Source organism: Streptomyces sp. NBC_00250 (genome assembly GCF_036192275.1).
Classification (GTDB): Bacteria; Actinomycetota; Actinomycetes; order Streptomycetales; family Streptomycetaceae; genus Streptomyces.
In genome coordinates this window covers 5,924,694-5,942,610 of sequence record NZ_CP108088.1, presented here as the reverse complement: position 1 = coordinate 5,942,610, position 17,917 = coordinate 5,924,694, and the positions used below count along the sequence as shown (strand labels likewise).

Annotated in this window: 14 protein-coding genes; 4 read left to right on the top strand and 10 right to left on the bottom strand. The window is 72.9% G+C overall.

Going from position 1 to position 17,917, the window contains the following annotated elements; genetic code table 11:
* Positions 1-108: 108 nt before the first annotated feature.
* The 3 genes from OG259_RS26910 to OG259_RS26900 all read right to left on the bottom strand — a co-directional run bounded on the left by OG259_RS26910 (position 109) and on the right by OG259_RS26900 (position 3,503).
* A complete protein-coding gene (locus OG259_RS26910) occupies positions 109-993 on the bottom strand; it encodes an AfsR/SARP family transcriptional regulator (RefSeq protein WP_328944596.1) in 885 nt (294 codons plus the stop codon).
* A 298-nt stretch (positions 994-1,291) separates the two neighbouring features.
* The gene (locus tag OG259_RS26905) at positions 1,292-1,759 is read right to left on the bottom strand and encodes an anthrone oxygenase family protein (RefSeq protein WP_328944595.1); all 468 of its coding nucleotides are present in this window, start codon (positions 1,757-1,759) and stop codon (positions 1,292-1,294) included.
* A gap of 73 nt (positions 1,760-1,832) precedes the next feature.
* Positions 1,833-3,503 carry a vWA domain-containing protein gene (locus OG259_RS26900; RefSeq protein WP_328944594.1) on the bottom strand — a complete coding sequence of 557 codons (1,671 nt, stop codon included), beginning with the start codon at positions 3,501-3,503 and terminating at the stop codon, positions 1,833-1,835.
* Positions 3,504-3,718: 215 nt separating this feature from the next.
* On the opposite strand from OG259_RS26900, the gene OG259_RS26895 reads away from it, so the two are divergent.
* The gene (locus OG259_RS26895; protein ID WP_328944593.1) at positions 3,719-4,414 is read left to right on the top strand and encodes a DNA-binding response regulator; all 696 of its coding nucleotides are present in this window, start codon (positions 3,719-3,721) and stop codon (positions 4,412-4,414) included.
* Positions 4,415-4,435: 21 nt separating this feature from the next.
* Here the strand turns inward: OG259_RS26895 and OG259_RS26890 are convergent, their stop codons facing one another.
* Both OG259_RS26890 and OG259_RS26885 read right to left on the bottom strand, forming a co-directional pair.
* Positions 4,436-5,323, bottom strand: coding sequence for an ABC transporter permease (locus OG259_RS26890; protein WP_328944592.1), 888 nt, complete (start codon positions 5,321-5,323; stop codon positions 4,436-4,438).
* The gene (locus OG259_RS26885) at positions 5,320-8,043 is read right to left on the bottom strand and encodes a CocE/NonD family hydrolase (protein WP_328944591.1); all 2,724 of its coding nucleotides are present in this window, start codon (positions 8,041-8,043) and stop codon (positions 5,320-5,322) included. The genes OG259_RS26890 and OG259_RS26885 overlap by 4 nt, the downstream gene beginning before the upstream one ends.
* 127 nt (positions 8,044-8,170) lie before the next feature.
* Here OG259_RS26885 and OG259_RS26880 point away from each other — a divergent pair, with 127 nt between their 5' ends.
* Positions 8,171-8,593 (top strand): GNAT family N-acetyltransferase, encoded by a 423-nt coding sequence (locus OG259_RS26880; protein WP_328944590.1) that lies wholly within the window; start codon positions 8,171-8,173, stop codon positions 8,591-8,593.
* Positions 8,594-8,684: 91 nt separating this feature from the next.
* Here OG259_RS26880 and mmsA read toward each other — a convergent pair whose 3' ends face one another.
* The 4 genes from mmsA to iolC are packed head-to-tail and all read right to left on the bottom strand — an operon-like array spanning position 8,685 to position 13,875.
* Positions 8,685-10,187 carry a CoA-acylating methylmalonate-semialdehyde dehydrogenase gene (mmsA, locus tag OG259_RS26875; protein ID WP_328944589.1) on the bottom strand — a complete coding sequence of 501 codons (1,503 nt, stop codon included), beginning with the start codon at positions 10,185-10,187 and terminating at the stop codon, positions 8,685-8,687.
* A 14-nt stretch (positions 10,188-10,201) separates the two neighbouring features.
* Positions 10,202-12,088 (bottom strand): 3D-(3,5/4)-trihydroxycyclohexane-1,2-dione acylhydrolase (decyclizing), encoded by a 1,887-nt coding sequence (iolD, locus tag OG259_RS26870; RefSeq protein WP_328944588.1) that lies wholly within the window; start codon positions 12,086-12,088, stop codon positions 10,202-10,204.
* Entirely contained in the window at positions 12,085-12,909 is an 825-nt protein-coding gene (iolB, locus tag OG259_RS26865) for a 5-deoxy-glucuronate isomerase (protein WP_328944587.1), read from the bottom strand. Before iolB ends, iolD begins: the two co-directional genes overlap by 4 nt.
* Before the next feature lie 9 nt (positions 12,910-12,918).
* Positions 12,919-13,875 carry a 5-dehydro-2-deoxygluconokinase gene (gene iolC / locus OG259_RS26860; protein ID WP_328947184.1) on the bottom strand — a complete coding sequence of 319 codons (957 nt, stop codon included), beginning with the start codon at positions 13,873-13,875 and terminating at the stop codon, positions 12,919-12,921.
* A gap of 202 nt (positions 13,876-14,077) precedes the next feature.
* On the opposite strand from iolC, the gene OG259_RS26855 reads away from it, so the two are divergent.
* Together OG259_RS26855 and OG259_RS26850 are read left to right on the top strand one after the other, a co-directional pair.
* A complete protein-coding gene (locus OG259_RS26855) occupies positions 14,078-15,013 on the top strand; it encodes a sugar phosphate isomerase/epimerase family protein (protein WP_328944586.1) in 936 nt (311 codons plus the stop codon).
* Between the two features lie 262 nt (positions 15,014-15,275).
* Positions 15,276-15,473 (top strand): helix-turn-helix transcriptional regulator, encoded by a 198-nt coding sequence (locus OG259_RS26850; protein ID WP_328944585.1) that lies wholly within the window; start codon positions 15,276-15,278, stop codon positions 15,471-15,473.
* Between the two features lie 75 nt (positions 15,474-15,548).
* On the opposite strand, the gene OG259_RS26845 is transcribed toward OG259_RS26850, so the two are convergent.
* Entirely contained in the window at positions 15,549-17,819 is a 2,271-nt protein-coding gene (locus tag OG259_RS26845) for an MMPL family transporter (RefSeq protein WP_328944584.1), read from the bottom strand.
* Between the last annotated feature and the right edge of the window lie 98 nt (positions 17,820-17,917).

Genomic DNA, 17,917 nt, shown 5'->3' with positions numbered 1-17,917 from the left:
GTCGGTCAACGGTGAGTTGCCGCACTTCATTCCCCACCGGTAACTACCGGGGTCGGATCGTGGTTCCCTCCGCCGGTCCGCCCGGCCGTCGGCGGCCCCGCCGGACCGTCAGCCGACGGAACCCGCCGGTACCAGCCGGGCCCGGGCCGGGTTGTACTGGGCGGGGATGCGGGGCGCGTACACGGGACGGACCGTGGTGTGGCGTACGGCGAGGACCGAGCGCTGGAGGCGGCGGAGCCGCGCCGAGGGCTCCATGCCGCTCTCCCCCTTGAGTGCCACGCGCAGCCGCTCGTACACGGTGAGGGCCTCGTCGTGCTGTCCGCAGCGCAGCAGGGCCACCATGTAGTGGGCGTGGAGGGGCTCGTTGGTGCGGTAGCGGGCGACGAGTCCGGAGAGCTCGGAGACGAGTTCGGCGTGTCGGCCGAGGCCCAGCTGCGCTTCCATCCACTGGTCGAGGACGCTCAGCCGGGAGGTTTCGAGTCGCTCGATCTCCCTGCGGAGGCGGGGTCCGGCGGCGACGCCCGCATAGGGTTCGCCGCGCCAGAGGGCGAGTGCCTCACCGAGGCGGAGCGCGGCGCGCGAGAGGTCGCCGGCCTCCATGGCGCGGTAACCGGCGCCGGCGGCGCGCTCGAACTGCCGGACGTCGTTGGTGCCGCCGCCGGTGTCGAGCCGGTAGCCGCCGGGCTGGGAGACGAGGATCGCGTCGGCGGTGCGCCGGTCGGACCAGCCGGGACCGGGTTCCGCCGGAGCGGCGACACCGCGCAGCGCACCGGCGATCAGGGTGCGCAACTCGATTATGTGGGCCTGGAGTTCGACGCGGGCGCCGCGCGGCGCGCCGGACGGCCACAGTTCCTCGGTGAGCACGGTCACCGGGACGACCTGGTCGGCGCTGGCCGTGAGCAGGGCGAGGAGTTGCCGGGGCGCGGCGGCTGTCGGCGTGATCGACACCCCGTGCTCACGTACCGACAGTCCCCCCAGAATCCGGACGTCCACCTTGCCCCCTCAGTGCCTGTGCGGTGTCAGCGCGTGGGATGACTCTCGATGATTAGAAAAGACCCCCGTAGGCATGTCAATAAGAAACCGGAGGGTATGGAAACCCAACCCGGGATATCGGGGTGATTCACCCCCTTTGGGTAGGTATAGCGGCGTAAGATTTTCGTCACTGGCGCAGACCAATACATGCCGGAAGACGGTTTCCGGACTCAGGGGTACGCTTTCGCAGGGCTCTTGCGGATGCGGAGGAGGCCGACACGCACGAGTTCACGCCAGAAACCGGCCGCGGGGTACGGTTCTACAGAACCGCCGCTGCGGTCAGCAGCCCGAACGCGACGACGATCAGGGGCGTACGGACACGGTGGAAACCGTTCCAGCGCTTCTCGAAGGCGGCCCGGACGGCCGACGGGTCGTCACCCGTGGCCTCCGAGGCGGCCAGCGCGCTGTTCAGCGGGATGTTGCCGCCGAGGGTGACCGCGTGATTGAGGGCCGCGCACACCAGCCCCGCGAGGACCAGCCACTTCTGGGTGTCCGTCCGCCCGTCGACGGGGACGAAGAACGCGGCGGCGGGGAAGGCGATCACCCCGAGGAAGACGATCAGGAACACACCCCTCGGCACGGCTTCGTTGATCCGGCGCATCGCCGTGACGAACTCGGCGTCCGTCAGGCGCGCGAGGGCGGGCATGATCCCGGTCTGGAAAATCAGCATGAAACCGGCGTACAGGCCGGTGGTTCCAACAGCGAGGGCGAGCAGTAGGGAGGCCATGCGGCCATTCTGGCCCGCGAGCGGCCGTCGTGACCCGCAAGCGGCCGATCCGACCCACTGCCCGCCGCGCGCCTCAGCTGTACGGGTCGCCCGACCGCAACTCGCCCTCACGGGTGGCGCCTTCGCCGGAAGCGCCGCCCGGCTGACCGCCCGAGCCTCCGTCCTGACCCCCGTCCCGACCTCCGTCCTGGCCTTCGGTCTGCCTGATCAGCCCGTCCGCCTGCCGTACGGCCTCGGCCAGCTCGCGCACCACCGCGGAACCCGACCGGCCCGAGATCGACTCGGCGCGCTCCGCGAGCGCCGGGAGACCCGGGGCGCCCGGCAGCGCGCCGCCCCGCAGCGCGTCGGCGAAGTAGGCGGTGATCGCGGTCAGTTGCAGGCTGTCGTGGCCGTCGCCCCAGATGTCGGCGGTGAGGCCGGCCGTCCCGACCGTGCCGGAACGCTCGTGGGGCGCGCGCGTGGCCGGGTCGAGCCAGCGGACGGTGGCGGTGGCGACCGGGCCGGTCGCCCCGGCCCTGGTCCGCACCGCGTACAGCGCGGTGACGGTGTGACCCGCACCGACCTCGCCGCCGTCGACCCGGTCGTTCCGGAAGTCCTCGTCGGCGACCTCCCGGTTCTCGTAGCCGATCAGCCGGAACTTCTCGACGGTCCGCCGGTCGAAGGACACCTGCGCCTTGGCGTCACGCGCGCGCAGTTCGACATGGGCGGGCAGCTGGTCGACGAAGACCTTGCGGGCCTGCGCGGAGTTGGAGACGTACGTGGTCTGGCCGTCGCCCCGGTCGGCGAGCTGCTCCATGAACGCGTCGCCGTAGTCGCTGCCCACGCCGACGCCGAACAGGGTGATCCCGTACTCCTTCCGCTCCTCCTCGATGCGTTCGAGGATCGTCCCCGCCTCGGTGGAGCCGGTGTTGGCGAGCGCGTCGGAGAGCAGCACGACCCGATTGGTGGCGCCCTTGCGGTGACCGTCGACGGCCACGTCGTAGCCGGTGCGGACGCCCGCCTCGACGTTGGTGGAGGAACTCGTCGCGAGGGAGTCCACCACCTCGCGGATCCGGCCGCGGGCGTCACCCACCCGCGTCAGCGGCAGCCGGGTCTCGGCCTGGTCGCTGAAGGTGACGAGGCCGATCGAGTCGTCGTCGCGGAGCTCGTCGGCGAGCAGCCCGAGCGACTCCTTGACCAGGTCGAGCCGTCCCGGCTCGGCCATCGAGCCGGAGACGTCGACGACGAAGGTGAGGGCGGCAGGCGGGCGTTCGGCGCCCCGGTCCGCCGCGCGCGTGGCCAGTCCGACCCGGACCAGGGACCAGCCGTCCCGCCCGGCGCGGGCCCCGTCGAGGGTCACGCTGAAGCCGTTGTCCTCCGGTCGCGGGTAATCGGGCCGGAAGCTGTTGACGAACTCCTCAGGCCGTACGGTCGCCGGGTCGGGCAGCCGCCCCTCGGAGAGGGTGCGGCGGGCGTAGCCGTACGAGGCGGTGTCCACGTCCAGCGCGAACGTGGACAGGTAGTCGGGGGCGGGCGGCCGGGAAGGCCTGCCGTCCTCCTGGACGCCCTCGGGGTTCGCGTTCCCCCCTCCGTCCGGGGCCGCCGGAGCGGTCCGGCCGGTCTCGCGTCTGCCGTGGTCGGCGCTGCTTCCGTCACCTCCCGCCCCGCATCCTCCGACGGCGAGTCCGGTCGCGAGCAGACCCGCGACCGTGGCCGCGAACCGTGCCCGGCGGCGTCCGGCCGCCACGGTGTCCTGTCGCCCCATGTCATCTCCCCCTCCTGGTAGGTCACTTGTGAATGTGACGAACGAGAGGCCCGCCGGGAGCAGTCGAAGGAGTTGCGGATGCATCTCGATGCGGCAACGGCGACGGGGGTGACAGCGGGTGGCATGGATTCGCCATCCTTTTCAACAGGGGTTGTCACCGTGTGCAGTCGCATGCGTACATGGAGTGGACATCGATCGGGCGGGGGTGGTCAGCGGTGGCAGAGAGCGCGGGCTCCGTGATGCTCGCCCGTTCGGCGATGAACCGGGCCGCGACCGAGGGACAGCGGCCCGCGGGGCGCCCGGTCCGGGGTGCGCGGCGCATCAGCGCGGCGCTCGCCGGGCTGGCCGCCTCCACGCGGTACGAGTTGCTGACCTTCGACGACCCGGTCGCGTCGGCGGGCTGCGCGATCCCCGAGCCGTTCCTGGAGCTGGCGGGAGCGTGCATGCGGGCCGCGGCCGAGCGGGCCGGCGAGGTCAGACGGATCGTGCCGCGGCACGCCCTGCCCCGGCTGGAGGGCGGGCTCGGGCTTCCCGGCCGGGCCCGTCTCGCGGAGGCCATCCCGTTCAAGATGATCGTCGTCGACCGGACGGTGGCCGCGGTCCCCCTCGACCTGGAACTGCTCTACAACGGACTGTTGCTGATCCGCGACCCGGTGGTGGTGCAGGCCCTCGCCCGGGCCCATCACGCCTGCTGGGCGACGGCCGAGGAACTGACGTACAGACCGCCTCCCCCACGGCCGCCGTGCGATCTGCCGCCCCAGCTGCGCCCGGTGCTCGACGCCCTCCTGTCGGGGCTCACGGACGAGACGGCGGCGGCCCGGCTCGGCATGTCCGCGCGGACGTACAGCCGGCGGGTGGGCGAGCTGATGGCGGCCCTCGGCTCGAAGGGGGTGGGTATGAGAAGACCCTGAGTCCCTCTGGGGCAGGTGGCCCTAGGACACGATGTCCTTGCGGGCGAAGCCGCGGAAGGCGAGCGCGAAGAGGACGAGGGCGTACGTCAGCGAGATCGCCGTGCCCTTCACCATGCCGCCCCACTCCAGCTGCGGCTGGAGCGCGTCGATCCAGGCGAACTGCCAGTGCGCCGGCAGGTATTCGCGCCAGTCGCCGAGGGCGGTGACGGCGTCCAGGACGTTGCCGACGATGGTCAGACCGACGGCGCCGCCCACCGCGCCGAGCGGGGCGTCGGTGCGGGTGGACAGCCAGAAGGCGAGTCCCGCGGTGACCAGTTGGGAGGCGAAGACGAAGGCGACGGCGACACCGATGCGGAGCACCGCGTCCCCGGCGGGCACCGCGCCGCCGGTCGGCAGCTGCAGCGGCCCCCAGCCGTAGGCGACCGTGCCCACGGCCAGGGCCACGAGCGGCAGGAGGACCATGGCCGCCGCGCTGTAGGCGAGGGCGACCGTCAGTTTGGAGGCGAGGAGCCGCGACCGGGGCACCGGCGCGGCCAGGAGGTAGCGCAGGGAGGACCAGCTCGCCTCGGACGCGATGGTGTCCCCGCAGAACAGCGCCACCGGGATGACGAGGAGGAATCCGGCGGAGACGAAGAGGCAGGTCGCCGCGAAGTTGGCGCCGGAGGCGGTCGCCGTGTCCATCAGGGTGATGCGGCCGTCGCGGCCGCCGTCCGAGTCGCCGCCGATCGCGAAGGCGATCAGCAGGACGAACGGCAGGGCGACCAGGATGCCGCCCATGATCAGGGTGCGGCGGCGCTTCCACTGGCGCAGGGCCTCGACGCGCAGCGGCAGGGTGCGCCCGGCGCGGTAGCCGGGGGCGGACTCCGCGGGGGCCGTGGGAGCCGTGGGGGTGTCGAGCAGCGGGCTCATGCGGCTCCTCCTCCGATCAGGGTCAGGAACGCGTCTTCGAGGCGCCGGTGCGGTCCGACGCCGGTCAGCGGTACGTCGAGGCCGACGAGTTCGCCGATGAGGGCGGTCGGGTCGAGGCCGTCGAGGCGGACGAGGATCCCGCCCTCGGTCCGGGCCGCCGTGGAGACGCCGGAGAGGGCGCCGATCTTCTCCACGAGGGCGTCGGGGACGGGGGCCCCGAGCGTGACGAGCAGGGTGTCGCCGGAGCCGGTGATCTCGGCGACCGGTCCTGCCTGCACGAGCTGTCCCCGGTCCATGACGACGAGGTGGGTGCAGGACTGCTCCACCTCGGCGAGGAGGTGGCTGGAGACGATGACGGTACGGCCGCCCGCCGCGTACCGGATCATCACCTCGCGCATCTCGCGGATCTGCGGCGGGTCGAGTCCGTTGGTGGGCTCGTCCAGGATCAGCAGGTCCGGCAGGCCGAGCATGGCCTGGGCGAGGGCGAGGCGCTGCCGCATGCCCTGCGAGTAGGTGCGGACGGCCCGGTCGAGGGCGCTGCCCAGGTTCGCGATGCGCAGGGCCTCGTCGACATGGGCGTCCTCGGCGGGTCGGCCGGTGGCCTTCCAGTACAGGTCCAGGTTCTCCCGGCCGTTGAGGTGCGGCAGGAATCCGGCGCCCTCGACGAAGGAGCCGACCCGGGAGAGCACGGGGGCTCCGGGCCGGATGGCCTGGCCGAAGACCCGGATCTCACCCTCGTCGGGGGTGATCAGGCCCATCAGCATGCGCAGGGTGGTGGTCTTCCCGGCGCCGTTGGGTCCGAGGAGGCCGAGGACCTGGCCCTGCTCGACGCGGAAGGACAGGTCCTTGACGCTGTACCGGTCGCCGCCCTTGTACTTCTTGGAGAGCCCGGTGATCTGGAGCGGTACGACGGCCAGTGCGGGGTCGGGCGCGGGGGCGGCGGTGCGGCGGCGGGCGGTGAGGAGCAGTGCGGCGGCGACGGCGACGCCGAGGAGCGGCAGCCCCCAGACCCACCAGGGCAGGGCGGCGGCCTGGGTGTCGAGGCCGGGCGCGGTGGGGACGGTGAGCGGGCTCTCGACGGCGACGGTGTAGCCGGCGGGGGCGGTCGGGGAGGCGTAGCCGAGGTCGGTGGCGGCGACGACGAGCCGGAGCCGGTGTCCGGCCTCCACCTCGTGGTCGATCGCGGGGAGGGTGAGCGTGACGCTCTTCCCGGTCCCGGCGCCGTCGACGCGGACGGGGGCGACGAGTTGGGCGGGCAGCACCTGCTGCCGGCCGTCGGGCCCGACGTCGTACACCTTGGCGAAGAGGACGGCGGAACCGTCGGCGGCGGTGGAGGTGACCTTGACGCGGACGGTCGGGCTGCCGGTGATCCGGAGCGGCTCGGTCTGCGGCTTCGCGTCGAACCGGGCGTGCTGGCCGGGGAAGTCGAGGGAGAGGCCGACGCCGAGGGAGGAGAGTCCGGCGACTCCGCCGCCGAGGCCGGGGACGGCCGAGACGGCGGGCGGTGCGGCGCCGGCGGGGTTGGCGAAGGTCTGCGCCGGTCCGGCGAGCGGGACGCTCGTGGCCCCGGCGGTGAGCCCCGGGTAGCGGTCGGCGGTCGCGGCGCGCAGGGTGGCCCGGCCGTCGGTGGAGTCGACGCCGCCGGTGCGGCTGACGCGGAACGCGGGGCCGGTGTCGACGGAGGTGTCCTTCTTCAGCCAGCGGTCGAACCAGGTGCTGATCCGCCGCTCGACGCGCTCGGTCTCGCGGTCGCCGCCGTCGTGGCCGCCGGCGATCCAGTCGACGGCGACGGGAGCGCCGTTGGCGGCGAGGGTACGGGCCATGGCGTCGGACTGGGCCAGGGTGAAGAGCGAGTCGGACTGGCCCTGGACGAGCAGCGCGGGCACCTTGACCTCGGCCCCGACGGCGGACGGGCTGCGGGCTTCGAGGAGCGCGCGGGCGGCGGCGTCGGGCTTTCCGGCGACGGCGACGCGCTCGTAGAGGGAGCACAGTTCGGGGGTGAAGCGGCCACAGGCGGCCGCGTTGCCCGGGGAGGCCTTACCCGTGGCCGCCTTCCCCGTGGGGGCCTCACCCGTGGGCTTCTCCGTGGGGGTCTTCTCCGTCGTCGCCGGGGCTCCCGGCTGGTTGCCCGCCGAGAAGAAGATCCCGGCCCAGAGCTTCTTGAACACGCCGTCCGGGAAGAGCGCGTCCGCGAGGTTCCAGTAGGTGATCTGCGGGGCGATGGCGTCGACGCGTGCGTCGTACCCGGCGGCGAGCAGGGAGATCGCCCCGCCGTAGGAGGCGCCGGTGACGCCGACGCGCGGGTCGCCGGGCTTGTCGAGGAGGACCTCGGGCCGGGCGGCGAGCCAGTCGATCAGCTTCCGGGCGTCCTTGACCTCGTGGTCGGGGTCGTTGAGCCCGATCTCGCCGGTGGAGGCGCCGAAGCCGCGCGCGGACCAGGTGAGGACGGCGTATCCGTCCCGGGCCAGTTGCTCGGCCTGGGCGCGGACGTCGCCCTTGGAGCCGCCGAAGCCGTGGCCGAGGAGGACGGCCGGCCGTCGTCCGTCACCGTCCCCGGTGAAGTACGAGGTGTCGATACGGGCGCCGTCGAGGTCGAGCATCCGGTCCGCCCGGTGCACGGGCGGCGGATCGTCCGAGGCGACGGCGGTCCAGGTGCCGGCACCCGCGAGAACGGCGAGGACGGCGGTGACCGCGGCCCACCGGGGAAGTCGGAGTCGCATGGTGTCGAGCCTAAGCGGGGACGCTGTGCACCACGGCTGCCGCGAGACGGAGGTGCCGCACCTCCTCCGGTCGTACGCAGTACGGTCCGCGTACAGCAGGCGCGGTACGCGGAGACAGGGAGACGGCATGGAGATCCGGCGGGCGACGACGGTGTCCGAACTGCTCGCGGCGGAGCATCTCTACGACGGTCCGGCGCGCGAGGACTGGGCGACCCGCTTCCTGGCGGCACCCGGGCACCTGATGCTCATCGCCTATGCGGAGGACGGCTTCCCGGCCGGGTTCGTCTCCGGGATCGAGATGCTGCACCCGGACAAGGGGGCGGAGATGTGCCTCTACGAGCTGTCGGTGGACGAGGGCCACCGGCGGCGTGGGGTGGGGCGTGCGCTGACGGAGGCGCTGCTCGCGGCGGCCCGGGAGCGGGGCTGCCGGGGTGCGTGGGTGGGCGTGGACACGGACAACGATCCCGCGCTGGCGACGTACCGGGCGGCGGGCGCGGCGGACGAGGGCGTGTTCTCGATGCGCGGCTGGACCTTCACCGAGGACCACTGAGGCCGGAGACGGCCGACGGTGCCGAAGACGGCCGACGGCCCCCGGGGTGTGCTGTCAGCACCCCGGGGGCCGTCGCCGTGAACCGCCCGCGTCAGTGGTTGCGCGGGAAGCCCAGGTCCACGCCCGCCGGGGCGTCCGACGGGTCCGGCCAGCGGGTGGTGACGACCTTGCCGCGGGTGTAGAAGTGCACGCCGTCGTTGCCGTAGATGTGGTGGTCGCCGAAGAGCGAGTCCTTCCAGCCACCGAAGGAGTGGTAGCCGACCGGCACGGGGATCGGCACGTTCACGCCGACCATGCCGGCCTCGACCTCCAGCTGGAAGCGGCGGGCGGCGCCGCCGTCGCGGGTGAAGATCGCGGTGCCGTTGCCGAACGGCGAGGCGTTGATGAGGGCGAGGCCCTCCTCGTACGTCTCGGTGCGCAGCACGCAGAGCACCGGGCCGAAGATCTCATCCTGGTAGGCCTTGGCCGTGGTCGGCACGTGGTCCAGGAGGGAGAGGCCGATCCAGTGGCCGTCCTCGTGGCCCTCGACCGTGTAGCCGGTGCCGTCGAGGACGACCTCGCAGCCCTCGTCCGCCGCGCCGTGGACGTACGAGGCGACCTTGTCGCGGTGGACGGCCGTGATGAGCGGGCCCATCTCGGAGGTGGGGTCGGTGCCGGGGCCGATCTTGATCTTCTCGGCGCGCTCGCGGATCTTCTGGACCAGCTCGTCGCCGATGGAGCCGACGGCCACGACGGCCGAGATGGCCATGCAGCGCTCGCCGGCGGAGCCGTACGCCGCCGAGACGGCCGCGTCGGCCGCCGCGTCGAGGTCGGCGTCCGGGAGGACCAGCATGTGGTTCTTCGCGCCGCCGAGCGCCTGGACGCGCTTGCCGTTGGCGGAGGCGGTGGTGTGGATGTAGCGGGCGATCGGGGTCGAGCCGACGAAGGAGATCGCGGAGACGTCCGGGTGCTCCAGGAGGCGGTCCACGGCCACCTTGTCGCCGTGCAGGACGTTGAAGACACCGTCCGGGAGGCCCGCCTCGGCGAGCAGCTCGGCGATCTTCAGGGACGGCGACGGGTCCTTCTCGCTCGGCTTGAGGATGAAGGTGTTGCCGGTCGCGATGGCGATCGGGAACATCCACATCGGCACCATGGCCGGGAAGTTGAAGGGCGTGATGCCGGCGACGACGCCGACGGGCTGGCGGATGGACGCCACGTCGACCCGGTTCGACACCTGGGTGGACAGCTCGCCCTTGAGCTGGGTGGTGATGCCGCAGGCCAGGTCGACGATCTCCAGTCCGCGGGCGACCTCGCCGAGCGCGTCGGAGTGGACCTTGCCGTGCTCGGCGACGATCAGCTCGGCGATGGCGTCGCGGTTGGCGTCGAGCAGCGCGCGGAACTTGAAGAGGATGGTGGTGCGCTGGGCGAGCGAGGAGGTGCCCCAGGTGGCCCAGGCGTCCTTGGCGGCGGCGACGGCGGCGTCGACCTCGTCGACGGAGGCGAGCGCGACCTGCGTGGTGACGGCACCGGTGGCCGGGTCGGTGACCGGGCCCCAGTTGCCCGACGTGCCCTCGACGGTCTTGCCACCGATCCAGTGGTGGACGGTCTTCGTCATGACGAGTTACTCCTTCAGAGATGGCGGCGTCGGGCGGTGACGTGCCGGTCGTACTCCTCGCGTGCCTTGACCGCCGACGGGCGGGTCGAGGTCTCGGCCACGGGCACATCCCACCACGCCTGGGCCGGGGGCGGGCCCGACACAGTGTCTGGCGTTTCGGTCTCGACGTAGACACATGTGGGAACCGTTGCGGTCCGCGCGTCCGCGAGGGCTTCCCGCAGGTCACGCACGGTGCGGGGGCGTAGCACCCGCATACCGAGGGAGGCGGCGTTGGCACCGAGGTCGACGGGGAGCGGCGGGCCGGTGAAGCCGCCGAAGGCGTCCCGGTGGCGGTAGTCGGTGCCGTACCGCTCGGCGCCGACCACCTCCGAGAGGCCGCCGATCGAGGCGTAGCCGTGGTTCTGGAGGACGATCAGCCTCAGGGGGAGGCGTTCCTGCACGGCGGTGACGATTTCGGTGGGGTTCATCAGATATGTACCGTCGCCGACGAGTGCCCAGACGGGCCGGTCGGGCGCGGCGAGCAGGACGCCGAGGGCGGCGGGGATCTCGTAGCCCATGCAGGAGTAGCCGTACTCGACGTGGTACTGGTCGGGCGAGCGGGTCCGCCACAGCTTGTGGAGGTCGCCGGGGAGCGATCCGGCGGCGTTGATCAGGATGTCGCTGCCGTCGACCAGAGTGTCGAGTACGCCGAGGACCTGGGCCTGGGTGGGGCGGGCGTCCTCGTCGGGGACGGCGTAGGCGGCGTCGATCCGCTCCTGCCAGTCCTGCTTGGAGGTCGTCCACCGGGTCGTGTCCTGCCGGTGTCCGCCGAGCGCCTGAGTAAGGGCGGTGAGGCCCTCGCGGGCGTCGGCGACGAGCGGCAGTGCGCCCAGTTTGTGGGCGTCGAAGCCGGCGATGTTGAGGTTGACGAAGCGGACGCCGTCGGGGAAGAGGGTGCCGGAGGCGGTGGTGAAGTCGGTGTAGCGGGTGCCGACGCCGAGGATCAGGTCGCTGGTGGCGGCGAGGGCGTTCGCGGTGGAGCTGCCGGTGTGGCCGATGCCGCCGGTCTCGCTGGGGTGGTCGTACGGCAGGGCACCCTTGCCGGCCTGGGTGGTGGCGACGGGCATGCCGGTCCGCTCGGCGAAGGTCCGCAGGGCGTCCTCGGCACCGCTGTGCCCGACCCCGCCGCCCACCACGATCAGCGGGCGCTCCGCCGCGCGGATCGCCCGTACGGCGGCATCGAGTTCGACGGTGTCGGGGCGGGGGCGGCGGACCCGCCAGATCCGCTCGGCGAAGAACTCCTCCGGCCAGTCGTACGCCTCCGCCTGCACGTCCTGCGGCAGGGCGAGGGTCACCGCGCCGGTCTCCACGGGGTCGGCGAGGACCCGCATCGCGGCGAGCGCGGCCGGGATCAGGGCCTCGGGGCGCCCGACCCGGTCGAAGTACTTCGAGACGGGACGCAGACAGTCGTTGACCGACACGTCGCCCGCGTACGGGACTTCGAGCTGCTGGAGTACGGGGTCGGCGGGGCGGCCCGCGAAGGTGTCGCCGGGCAGGAGCAGGACCGGGAGGTGGTTGACGGTGGCGAGGGCGGCGCCGGTGACGAGGTTGGTGGCGCCGGGGCCGATGGAGGTGGTGACGGCGTGCGCGGAGAGCCGGCGGGACTGCCGGGCGTAGCCCACGGCCGCGTGCACCATGGCCTGTTCGTTGCGGCCCTGGTGGAAGGGCATGAGGGCGGGGTCCTCGACGAGGGCCTGCCCGATTCCGGCGACGTTCCCGTGGCCGAAGATGCCCCAGGTGGCGGCGATCAGGCGCTGCCGGGCGCCGTCGCGCTCGGTGTACTGGGCGGCGAGGAAGCGGACGAGCGCCTGAGCGACGGTCAGCCGGAGAGTCGTGCCGCGCGCGCTGCTCGCGCCACTCATGCGTATCCCTCCGTGTGGTCCGGGTGGAAACAGATCTTCCACTCCCGCTCGGGTCCGGGGCCCGCCATGACGTTGAGATAGAAGAGAGCGTGACCCGGCTGGGCGATCGAGGGGCCGTGCCAGCCGTCGGGCACGAGGACGGCGTCGCCGTCCCGGACCTCGGCGAGGAGGTCGGCGCCGCCGGGCCGGGAGGGTGAGATCCGCTGGTAGGCGAAGGCGCCCGGGCCCTCGATCTCGTAGTAGTAGATCTCTTCCAGGACGGACTCGGCGCCCGGGCGGTGCTCGTCGTGCTTGTGCGGCGGGTAGGAGGACCAGTTGCCGCCGGGCGTGACGACCTCGACGGCGATGAGCCGGTCGCAGGCGAAGGCGTCGGCCGAGGCGAAGTTCCGCACCTGGCGGGCGCGGTTGCCGCTGCCCCGGGTCTCGACGGGAACCTCCGGCGCGGGGCCGTAGCGGGCGGGGAGTCGTCGCTCGCACTTCGCTCCTGCCAAAGCGAAGCGGCCTCCCGCACCGGAGGCGATCTGGGCGTGGGCGTCGCGCGGTACATAGGCGAAGTCGGTCACTCCGTCGAACACGCTCGCGCGGCCCTGGAGTTCGAGGATCTCGCCGTCGACGCGCACGCTACAGGCACCGGAGAGGGGAAGCACGACCCATTCGGAATCCCCGCTCTCGAAGGAGTGGATCCCGCCGGGCCCGAGGGTGAGGACGCGGAGGGCGGAGTACGTCCAGCCGGCCCGCCCGGGGTCGATGTCGAGCCCGTACGGGCCCCGGGCGGCGGTCCCGGCGGGGAGGTGGAGGGACGGGGGGTGATCGGTACGCATGACTGCCCCCTACCCCTTTTCCGCGAGGGTGCCGCTTCCGCTCGCGAGTGCCCGGGTGATCTGCGTCAGGTCGGGCATGGCGGACGAGCAGGCGAGACGGCCCGCGACGATCGCGCCGGCGGCGTTGGCGTGGCGCAGGGTGGTCTCCAGGTCCCAGCCGGCGAGCAGTCCGTGGACGAGCGCCCCGCCGAACGCGTCGCCCGCGCCGAGGCCGTTGACCACCTCGACCGGCAGCGGCGGCACCTCGGCGCTCGTCCCGTCGGCGGCGAGCGCGAGGACGCCCTTGGGGCCCTGTTTGACGACGGCGAGCCGGAGGCCGCGACCGCTGTCCGAGGTGAGCAGCGCGCGGGCCGCCGCGTACGGCTCGCGCTCTCCCGTCGCGATCTCGCACTCGTCGAGGTTGCCGACGGCGACGGTCGCGTGCCGCAGCGCCTCGGCGTAGTACGGGCGGGCCGCCGCCGGGTCGGCCCAGAACATCGGCCGCCAGTCCAGGTCGAGGACGGTCACCTCCCGCCCGGAGCGGGCCCGCAGCGCCGCCAGGGTGGCCGAGCGGCTCGGCTCGGCGCAGAGTCCGGTGCCGGTCGCCCAGAAGACCCGTGCGGCGGAGATCGCGTCGAGGTCCAGCTCGTGCGGGTGGATCTCCAGGTCGGGGGCCTTGGGGCGGCGGTAGAAGGTGAGCGGGAAGTCGTCGGGCGGGAAGAGCGCGCAGAACGTGACGGGGGTGGGGTACTCCTCGACCTCGGTCACCCAGCGGTCGTCGACTCCGAAGCCCTTCAGCTCGCGGCGCAGATACGTCCCGAAGGGGTCGGCGCCGGTGCGGGAGACGAGCGCGGTGCGGCGGCCGAGCCGGGCGGCGGCGACGGCCACGTTGGCCGGGGAGCCGCCGAGGAACTTGGCGAAGGTGTCGACCCGGTCGAGGCCGACCCCGGCCTGGAGCGGGTACAGGTCCACGCCGAGGCGCCCCATGGTGATCAGGTCGTACGGCTCCGACTCCACCCGCGCCACCTCTCGCGTCCGGCTTCCCGCACCCAGGTCTAGCCGTCCGCCCGGAGGCGTGTCAACGATATGTCCGGACATTCTGACGACCAGGCCGCCAGCGCGGAACAGCCCGTGCGGGCCGGGGCGGCGTCCTTGACGCTGCTCTCACGCCCCGGTCAAGGTGGCAGGCATGACGAAGCCGTCACCGCAGCCGTCCTCGCCCTCCGCCCCGTCGCCGTCCCGGATCCGGATCGGCTCCGCCCCGGACTCCTGGGGGGTGTGGTTCCCCGACGATCCCCGGCAGGTGCCCTGGCAGCGCTTCCTCGACGAGGTGTCCGGCGCGGGCTACGAGTGGATCGAGCTCGGCCCGTACGGCTACCTGCCCACCGATCCGTCCGTCCTGACGGAGGAGACCGCGCGGCGCGGCCTCAGGGTCTCGGCGGGGACGGTCTTCACCGGGCTCCACCACGGGCCGGACGTCTGGGAGCGGACCTGGGCGCACGTCGCCGAGAACGCGGCCCTGGCGCAGGCCGTGGGCGCGGGCCATCTCGTCGTCATCCCGTCGTTCTGGCGGGACGACCGCACGGGCGAGGTCCTGGAGGACCGGACGCTCACCGCCGGCCAGTGGCGGGACCTGACGGGGCTCACGGAGCGGCTGGGCCGGGAGGTGCGGGAGCGGTACGGGCTGCGGATCGTCGTCCATCCGCACGCGGACACCCATCTCGACGACGAGGAGAGCGTGACGCGGTTCCTCGACGCCACCGATCCGGAGGCGGTCTCGCTCTGTCTGGACACCGGGCACTACGCGTACGCCGGCGGGGACAGCGTCAAGCTGATCGAGACGTACGGCGAGCGGATCGGCTATCTGCATCTCAAGCAGGTCGACCCGGAGATCCTGGCCGGGGTGGTGGCCGAGGGGGTGCCCTTCGGTCCCGCCGTGGGGCGCGGCGTGATGTGCGAGCCGCCGTCCGGGGTGCCGGCCCTGGAACCGGTGCTCGCCGCCGCGTCGGCACTGGACGTGGACCTGTTCGCGATCGTCGAGCAGGACATGTACCCGTGCGAGCCGGATGTTCCGTACCCGATCGCGCTGCGCACCCGGCGCTTCCTCCGCTCCTGCGGCGTGTGACCGGCGCATACCTCTCTGGCCAGGGGTGACGCACCTGGACACACCGATGTCCCGATGCCCCGGTTTCGTCACGTGCGTCCCATCGGTGTCACACATATCCGCGTCACGCGGGTTTTCCGTCACAGGCGCTCGACAGGCGCTCTCCTCCGGTCTGGAGGGGTCGTTGCAGGGGGCAATGGCTCAGTGATCGCCATCGCACGCCCGCAGCGCCCCCGAACGGCACCCCCGCCGCCGCTGCGCGGCGCGCAGGGAGGTACCAGGCATGACGGACAGAAGGCTCTGGTCGTACAAGGACATCGCCGCACACATCCGGGTGCAGCCCGACACGGTCCGCTCCTACCGGAAGCACGGACTGCTGCCGACCCCGGACCACGTGGAGTCGGGCAAGCCCTTCTGGTACGCGGACACGATCCGCGCCTGGGTCGCCAGCCGCCCCGGCAACCGGGGCCGCCGCGACTGACCTGACGTACCGCCCCACCCCCACAGCCCCAGGGCCGGACCCGGTGATCCCGGGTCCGGCCCTGTGCGTGCGGTGTCACGGGTGGAGCGGGCTCATCTCACGGCGCTCCTCGGGTGTCTTCCCGGACGGCTCCCGAAGGTCCGGCTCGGGTGCGGGGGCCGGCGTGTCCGACTCGCTGATGCCGAAGCGGTCGTGGAAGCGCCGCAGCGGGCCGGGGGCCCACCAGGTGAGGCGGCCGGTCAGCTTCATCACGGAGGGGACGAGGAGGCTGCGGACCACCATGGCGTCCATGAGGACGGCGAGGGCGATGCCGAGGCCGAGCATCTTGGTGTTGGTGACACGGGAGGTGCCGATGGCGACCATGACGACGGCGAGGATCACGGCGGCCGCGGTGATGAGCCCGCCGGTGTGGCGCAGGCCGAAGCGGACGGAGTGCTCGTGGTCGCCGGTGCGGTCGTACTCCTCCTTGATGCGGGAGAGCAGGAACACCCCGTAGTCCATGGAGAGTCCGAAGGCCACGCAGAACATCAGCACGGGCAGGGTGGTCTCGATGTCGCCGGTGGGGGTGAAGCCGAGGAGTCCGGCGAGGTGCCCGTCCTGGAAGACCCAGACCACCGCGCCGAACATGGCCGTGAGGCTGAGGGCGTTGAGGACGACGGCCTGGACGGGGATGAGGACGCTGCCGGTGAGCAGGAAGACCAGGAGCAGGGTGACGAGGACGATGACGGCCGCCGCCCAGGGCAGCCGTTCGGCGAGGGCGTCCTTGGAGTCGACGAGGACGGCGGCCTGCCCGGTGACGGAGGTCTCGAACGGGGCGGGCGCGGCGCGCAGTTCGGTCACGGCGCGCTGGGCGTCGGCGCCGACGGTCTCGCCCTCGGGCACGACGGTGAAGTAGGCGTGGCCGCCGGGGGCGGTCACGGGTCCGTCGACCCGGACCACGCCGTCGAGGGTGCCGATCCGCTCGCGGTAGGCCGCGTACTGCGCGGGGGTGGCCTCGCCCTCGGCGAGGACGGTGAGGGTGCCGCCGGGGTCGCCGGGGAAGCCGTGCCGCAGCTCGTCCTGGACGACCCGGGAGGAGGCGGTGACGGGGAGCTGGCGGTCGTCGGCGGTGCCGAGCTTCACACCGAGGAAGGGCAGTCCGAGGAGGACGAGTCCGGCGGTGGTGAGGACGGCGAAGACCGGCGCCCTGCGCATCACGAGCGCGGCGGCCCGCGCCCAGCCCGCCCCGGCGCCGTCCTGACCGGAGGCCCGGCCGCGCCGGAGGAGGCGCCGCAGGTCGAGTGCGTTGATCCGGTCGCCGAGCAGCACGAGGGCCGCCGGGAGCAGGGTGAGTGCGGCGGCCGCGGCGAGCAGGACCACGGCGATCCCGGCGTACGCGAAGGAGCGCAGGAAGTACTGCGGGAAGAGCAGCATCGCGGCGAGCGAGACGGCGACGGTCAGGGCGGAGAAGAGCACGGTCCGCCCGGCGGTGCGCAGGGTGGTGCGGACGGCGGTGTACGTGTCGGCCCCGGCGGCGAGTTCCTCGCGGTAGCGGCGGACGACGAACAGGGCGTAGTCGATGGCGAGTCCGAGGCCGAGTGCCGTCGTCAGGTTCTGCGCGAAGACGGAGACGTCGGTGAACTCGGTCAGGCCGCGCAGGACGGCGTTGGTGCCGAGGATGGCGACGATGCCGACGCCGAGCGGCAGCAGGGCGGCGACGGCGCTGCCGAAGACCATGACGAGCAGGACGAGGGTGAGGGGCAGGGCGATGAGCTCGGCCCGCAGCAGGTCCTCCTGGATGACCGTCTGCATCTCGTGGCGCACGGCGAGTCCGCCGCCGAGGGAGACCTCGACGGGGCCGTGCGTGCCCCGGTACTCGGGGGCGATGCGGTCGAGGACGGCGGCGGCGTCCTTCTCCTCGCCGGCGATACGGGCGGCGATCACCGCCTTGCGGCCGTCCTCGGAGCGGAGGGCGGGCGAGCCGGTGGACCAGTAGGAGCCGACGCCGTCGACGCCGGGCTCGGCGTCGAGCCGCTCGGCGAGCCGGCGGGCCTCGGCGGCGACGGCCGGCGCGTCGGTGCCGGCGGCTCCGGCGTCGACGAGCAGGAGCAGGTTGGGCTGGGAGCCGGGGAACTGGCGCCCGAGGGCCTCGGTGGCGTACGTGGACTCGGCGGCCGGGTCCTCCCAGCCGCCGCTGCCCATCCGGTCGGCGACCCCGCCGCCGGCCAGGACGGCGAGGGCGGTGAGGACGAGGGCCACGAGAAGGGTGAGGCGCGGCCGGGCGGTGACGAAACGCGTCCAGCCGCCCGCCTTCTCCCCGCTCGGAGGCCTGCCCCCTGCGGGTGCGGTCTTCTTGACTTCGGCCATGACGAGGTGTCCCCTTCACCTGACCCATGTGCTCGCTTCCCGGCAGGTCACATGGGTCGCCCGTTGCCATAGACTGGCAAACACGAGTGATCACTCGC

Excerpts from the sequence above, each read along its gene's own strand:
- mmsA (WP_328944589.1), bottom strand. The coding sequence starts at position 10,187 with ATGACGAAGACCGTCCACCACTGGATCGGTGGCAAGACCGTCGAGGGC.
- iolC (WP_328947184.1), bottom strand. The coding sequence starts at position 13,875 with ATGGGGCGCCTCGGCGTGGACCTGTACCCGCTCCAGGCCGGGGTCGGC.
- OG259_RS26855 (WP_328944586.1), top strand. The coding sequence starts at position 14,078 with ATGACGAAGCCGTCACCGCAGCCGTCCTCGCCCTCCGCCCCGTCGCCG.
- iolD (WP_328944588.1), bottom strand. The coding sequence starts at position 12,088 with ATGAGTGGCGCGAGCAGCGCGCGCGGCACGACTCTCCGGCTGACCGTC.
- OG259_RS26900 (WP_328944594.1), bottom strand. The coding sequence starts at position 3,503 with ATGGGGCGACAGGACACCGTGGCGGCCGGACGCCGCCGGGCACGGTTC.
- OG259_RS26890 (WP_328944592.1), bottom strand. The coding sequence starts at position 5,323 with ATGAGCCCGCTGCTCGACACCCCCACGGCTCCCACGGCCCCCGCGGAG.
- iolB (WP_328944587.1), bottom strand. The coding sequence starts at position 12,909 with ATGCGTACCGATCACCCCCCGTCCCTCCACCTCCCCGCCGGGACCGCC.
- OG259_RS26905 (WP_328944595.1), bottom strand. The coding sequence starts at position 1,759 with ATGGCCTCCCTACTGCTCGCCCTCGCTGTTGGAACCACCGGCCTGTAC.
- OG259_RS26880 (WP_328944590.1), top strand. The coding sequence starts at position 8,171 with ATGGAGATCCGGCGGGCGACGACGGTGTCCGAACTGCTCGCGGCGGAG.
- OG259_RS26845 (WP_328944584.1), bottom strand. The coding sequence starts at position 17,819 with ATGGCCGAAGTCAAGAAGACCGCACCCGCAGGGGGCAGGCCTCCGAGC.
- OG259_RS26850 (WP_328944585.1), top strand. The coding sequence starts at position 15,276 with ATGACGGACAGAAGGCTCTGGTCGTACAAGGACATCGCCGCACACATC.
- OG259_RS26885 (WP_328944591.1), bottom strand. The coding sequence starts at position 8,043 with ATGCGACTCCGACTTCCCCGGTGGGCCGCGGTCACCGCCGTCCTCGCC.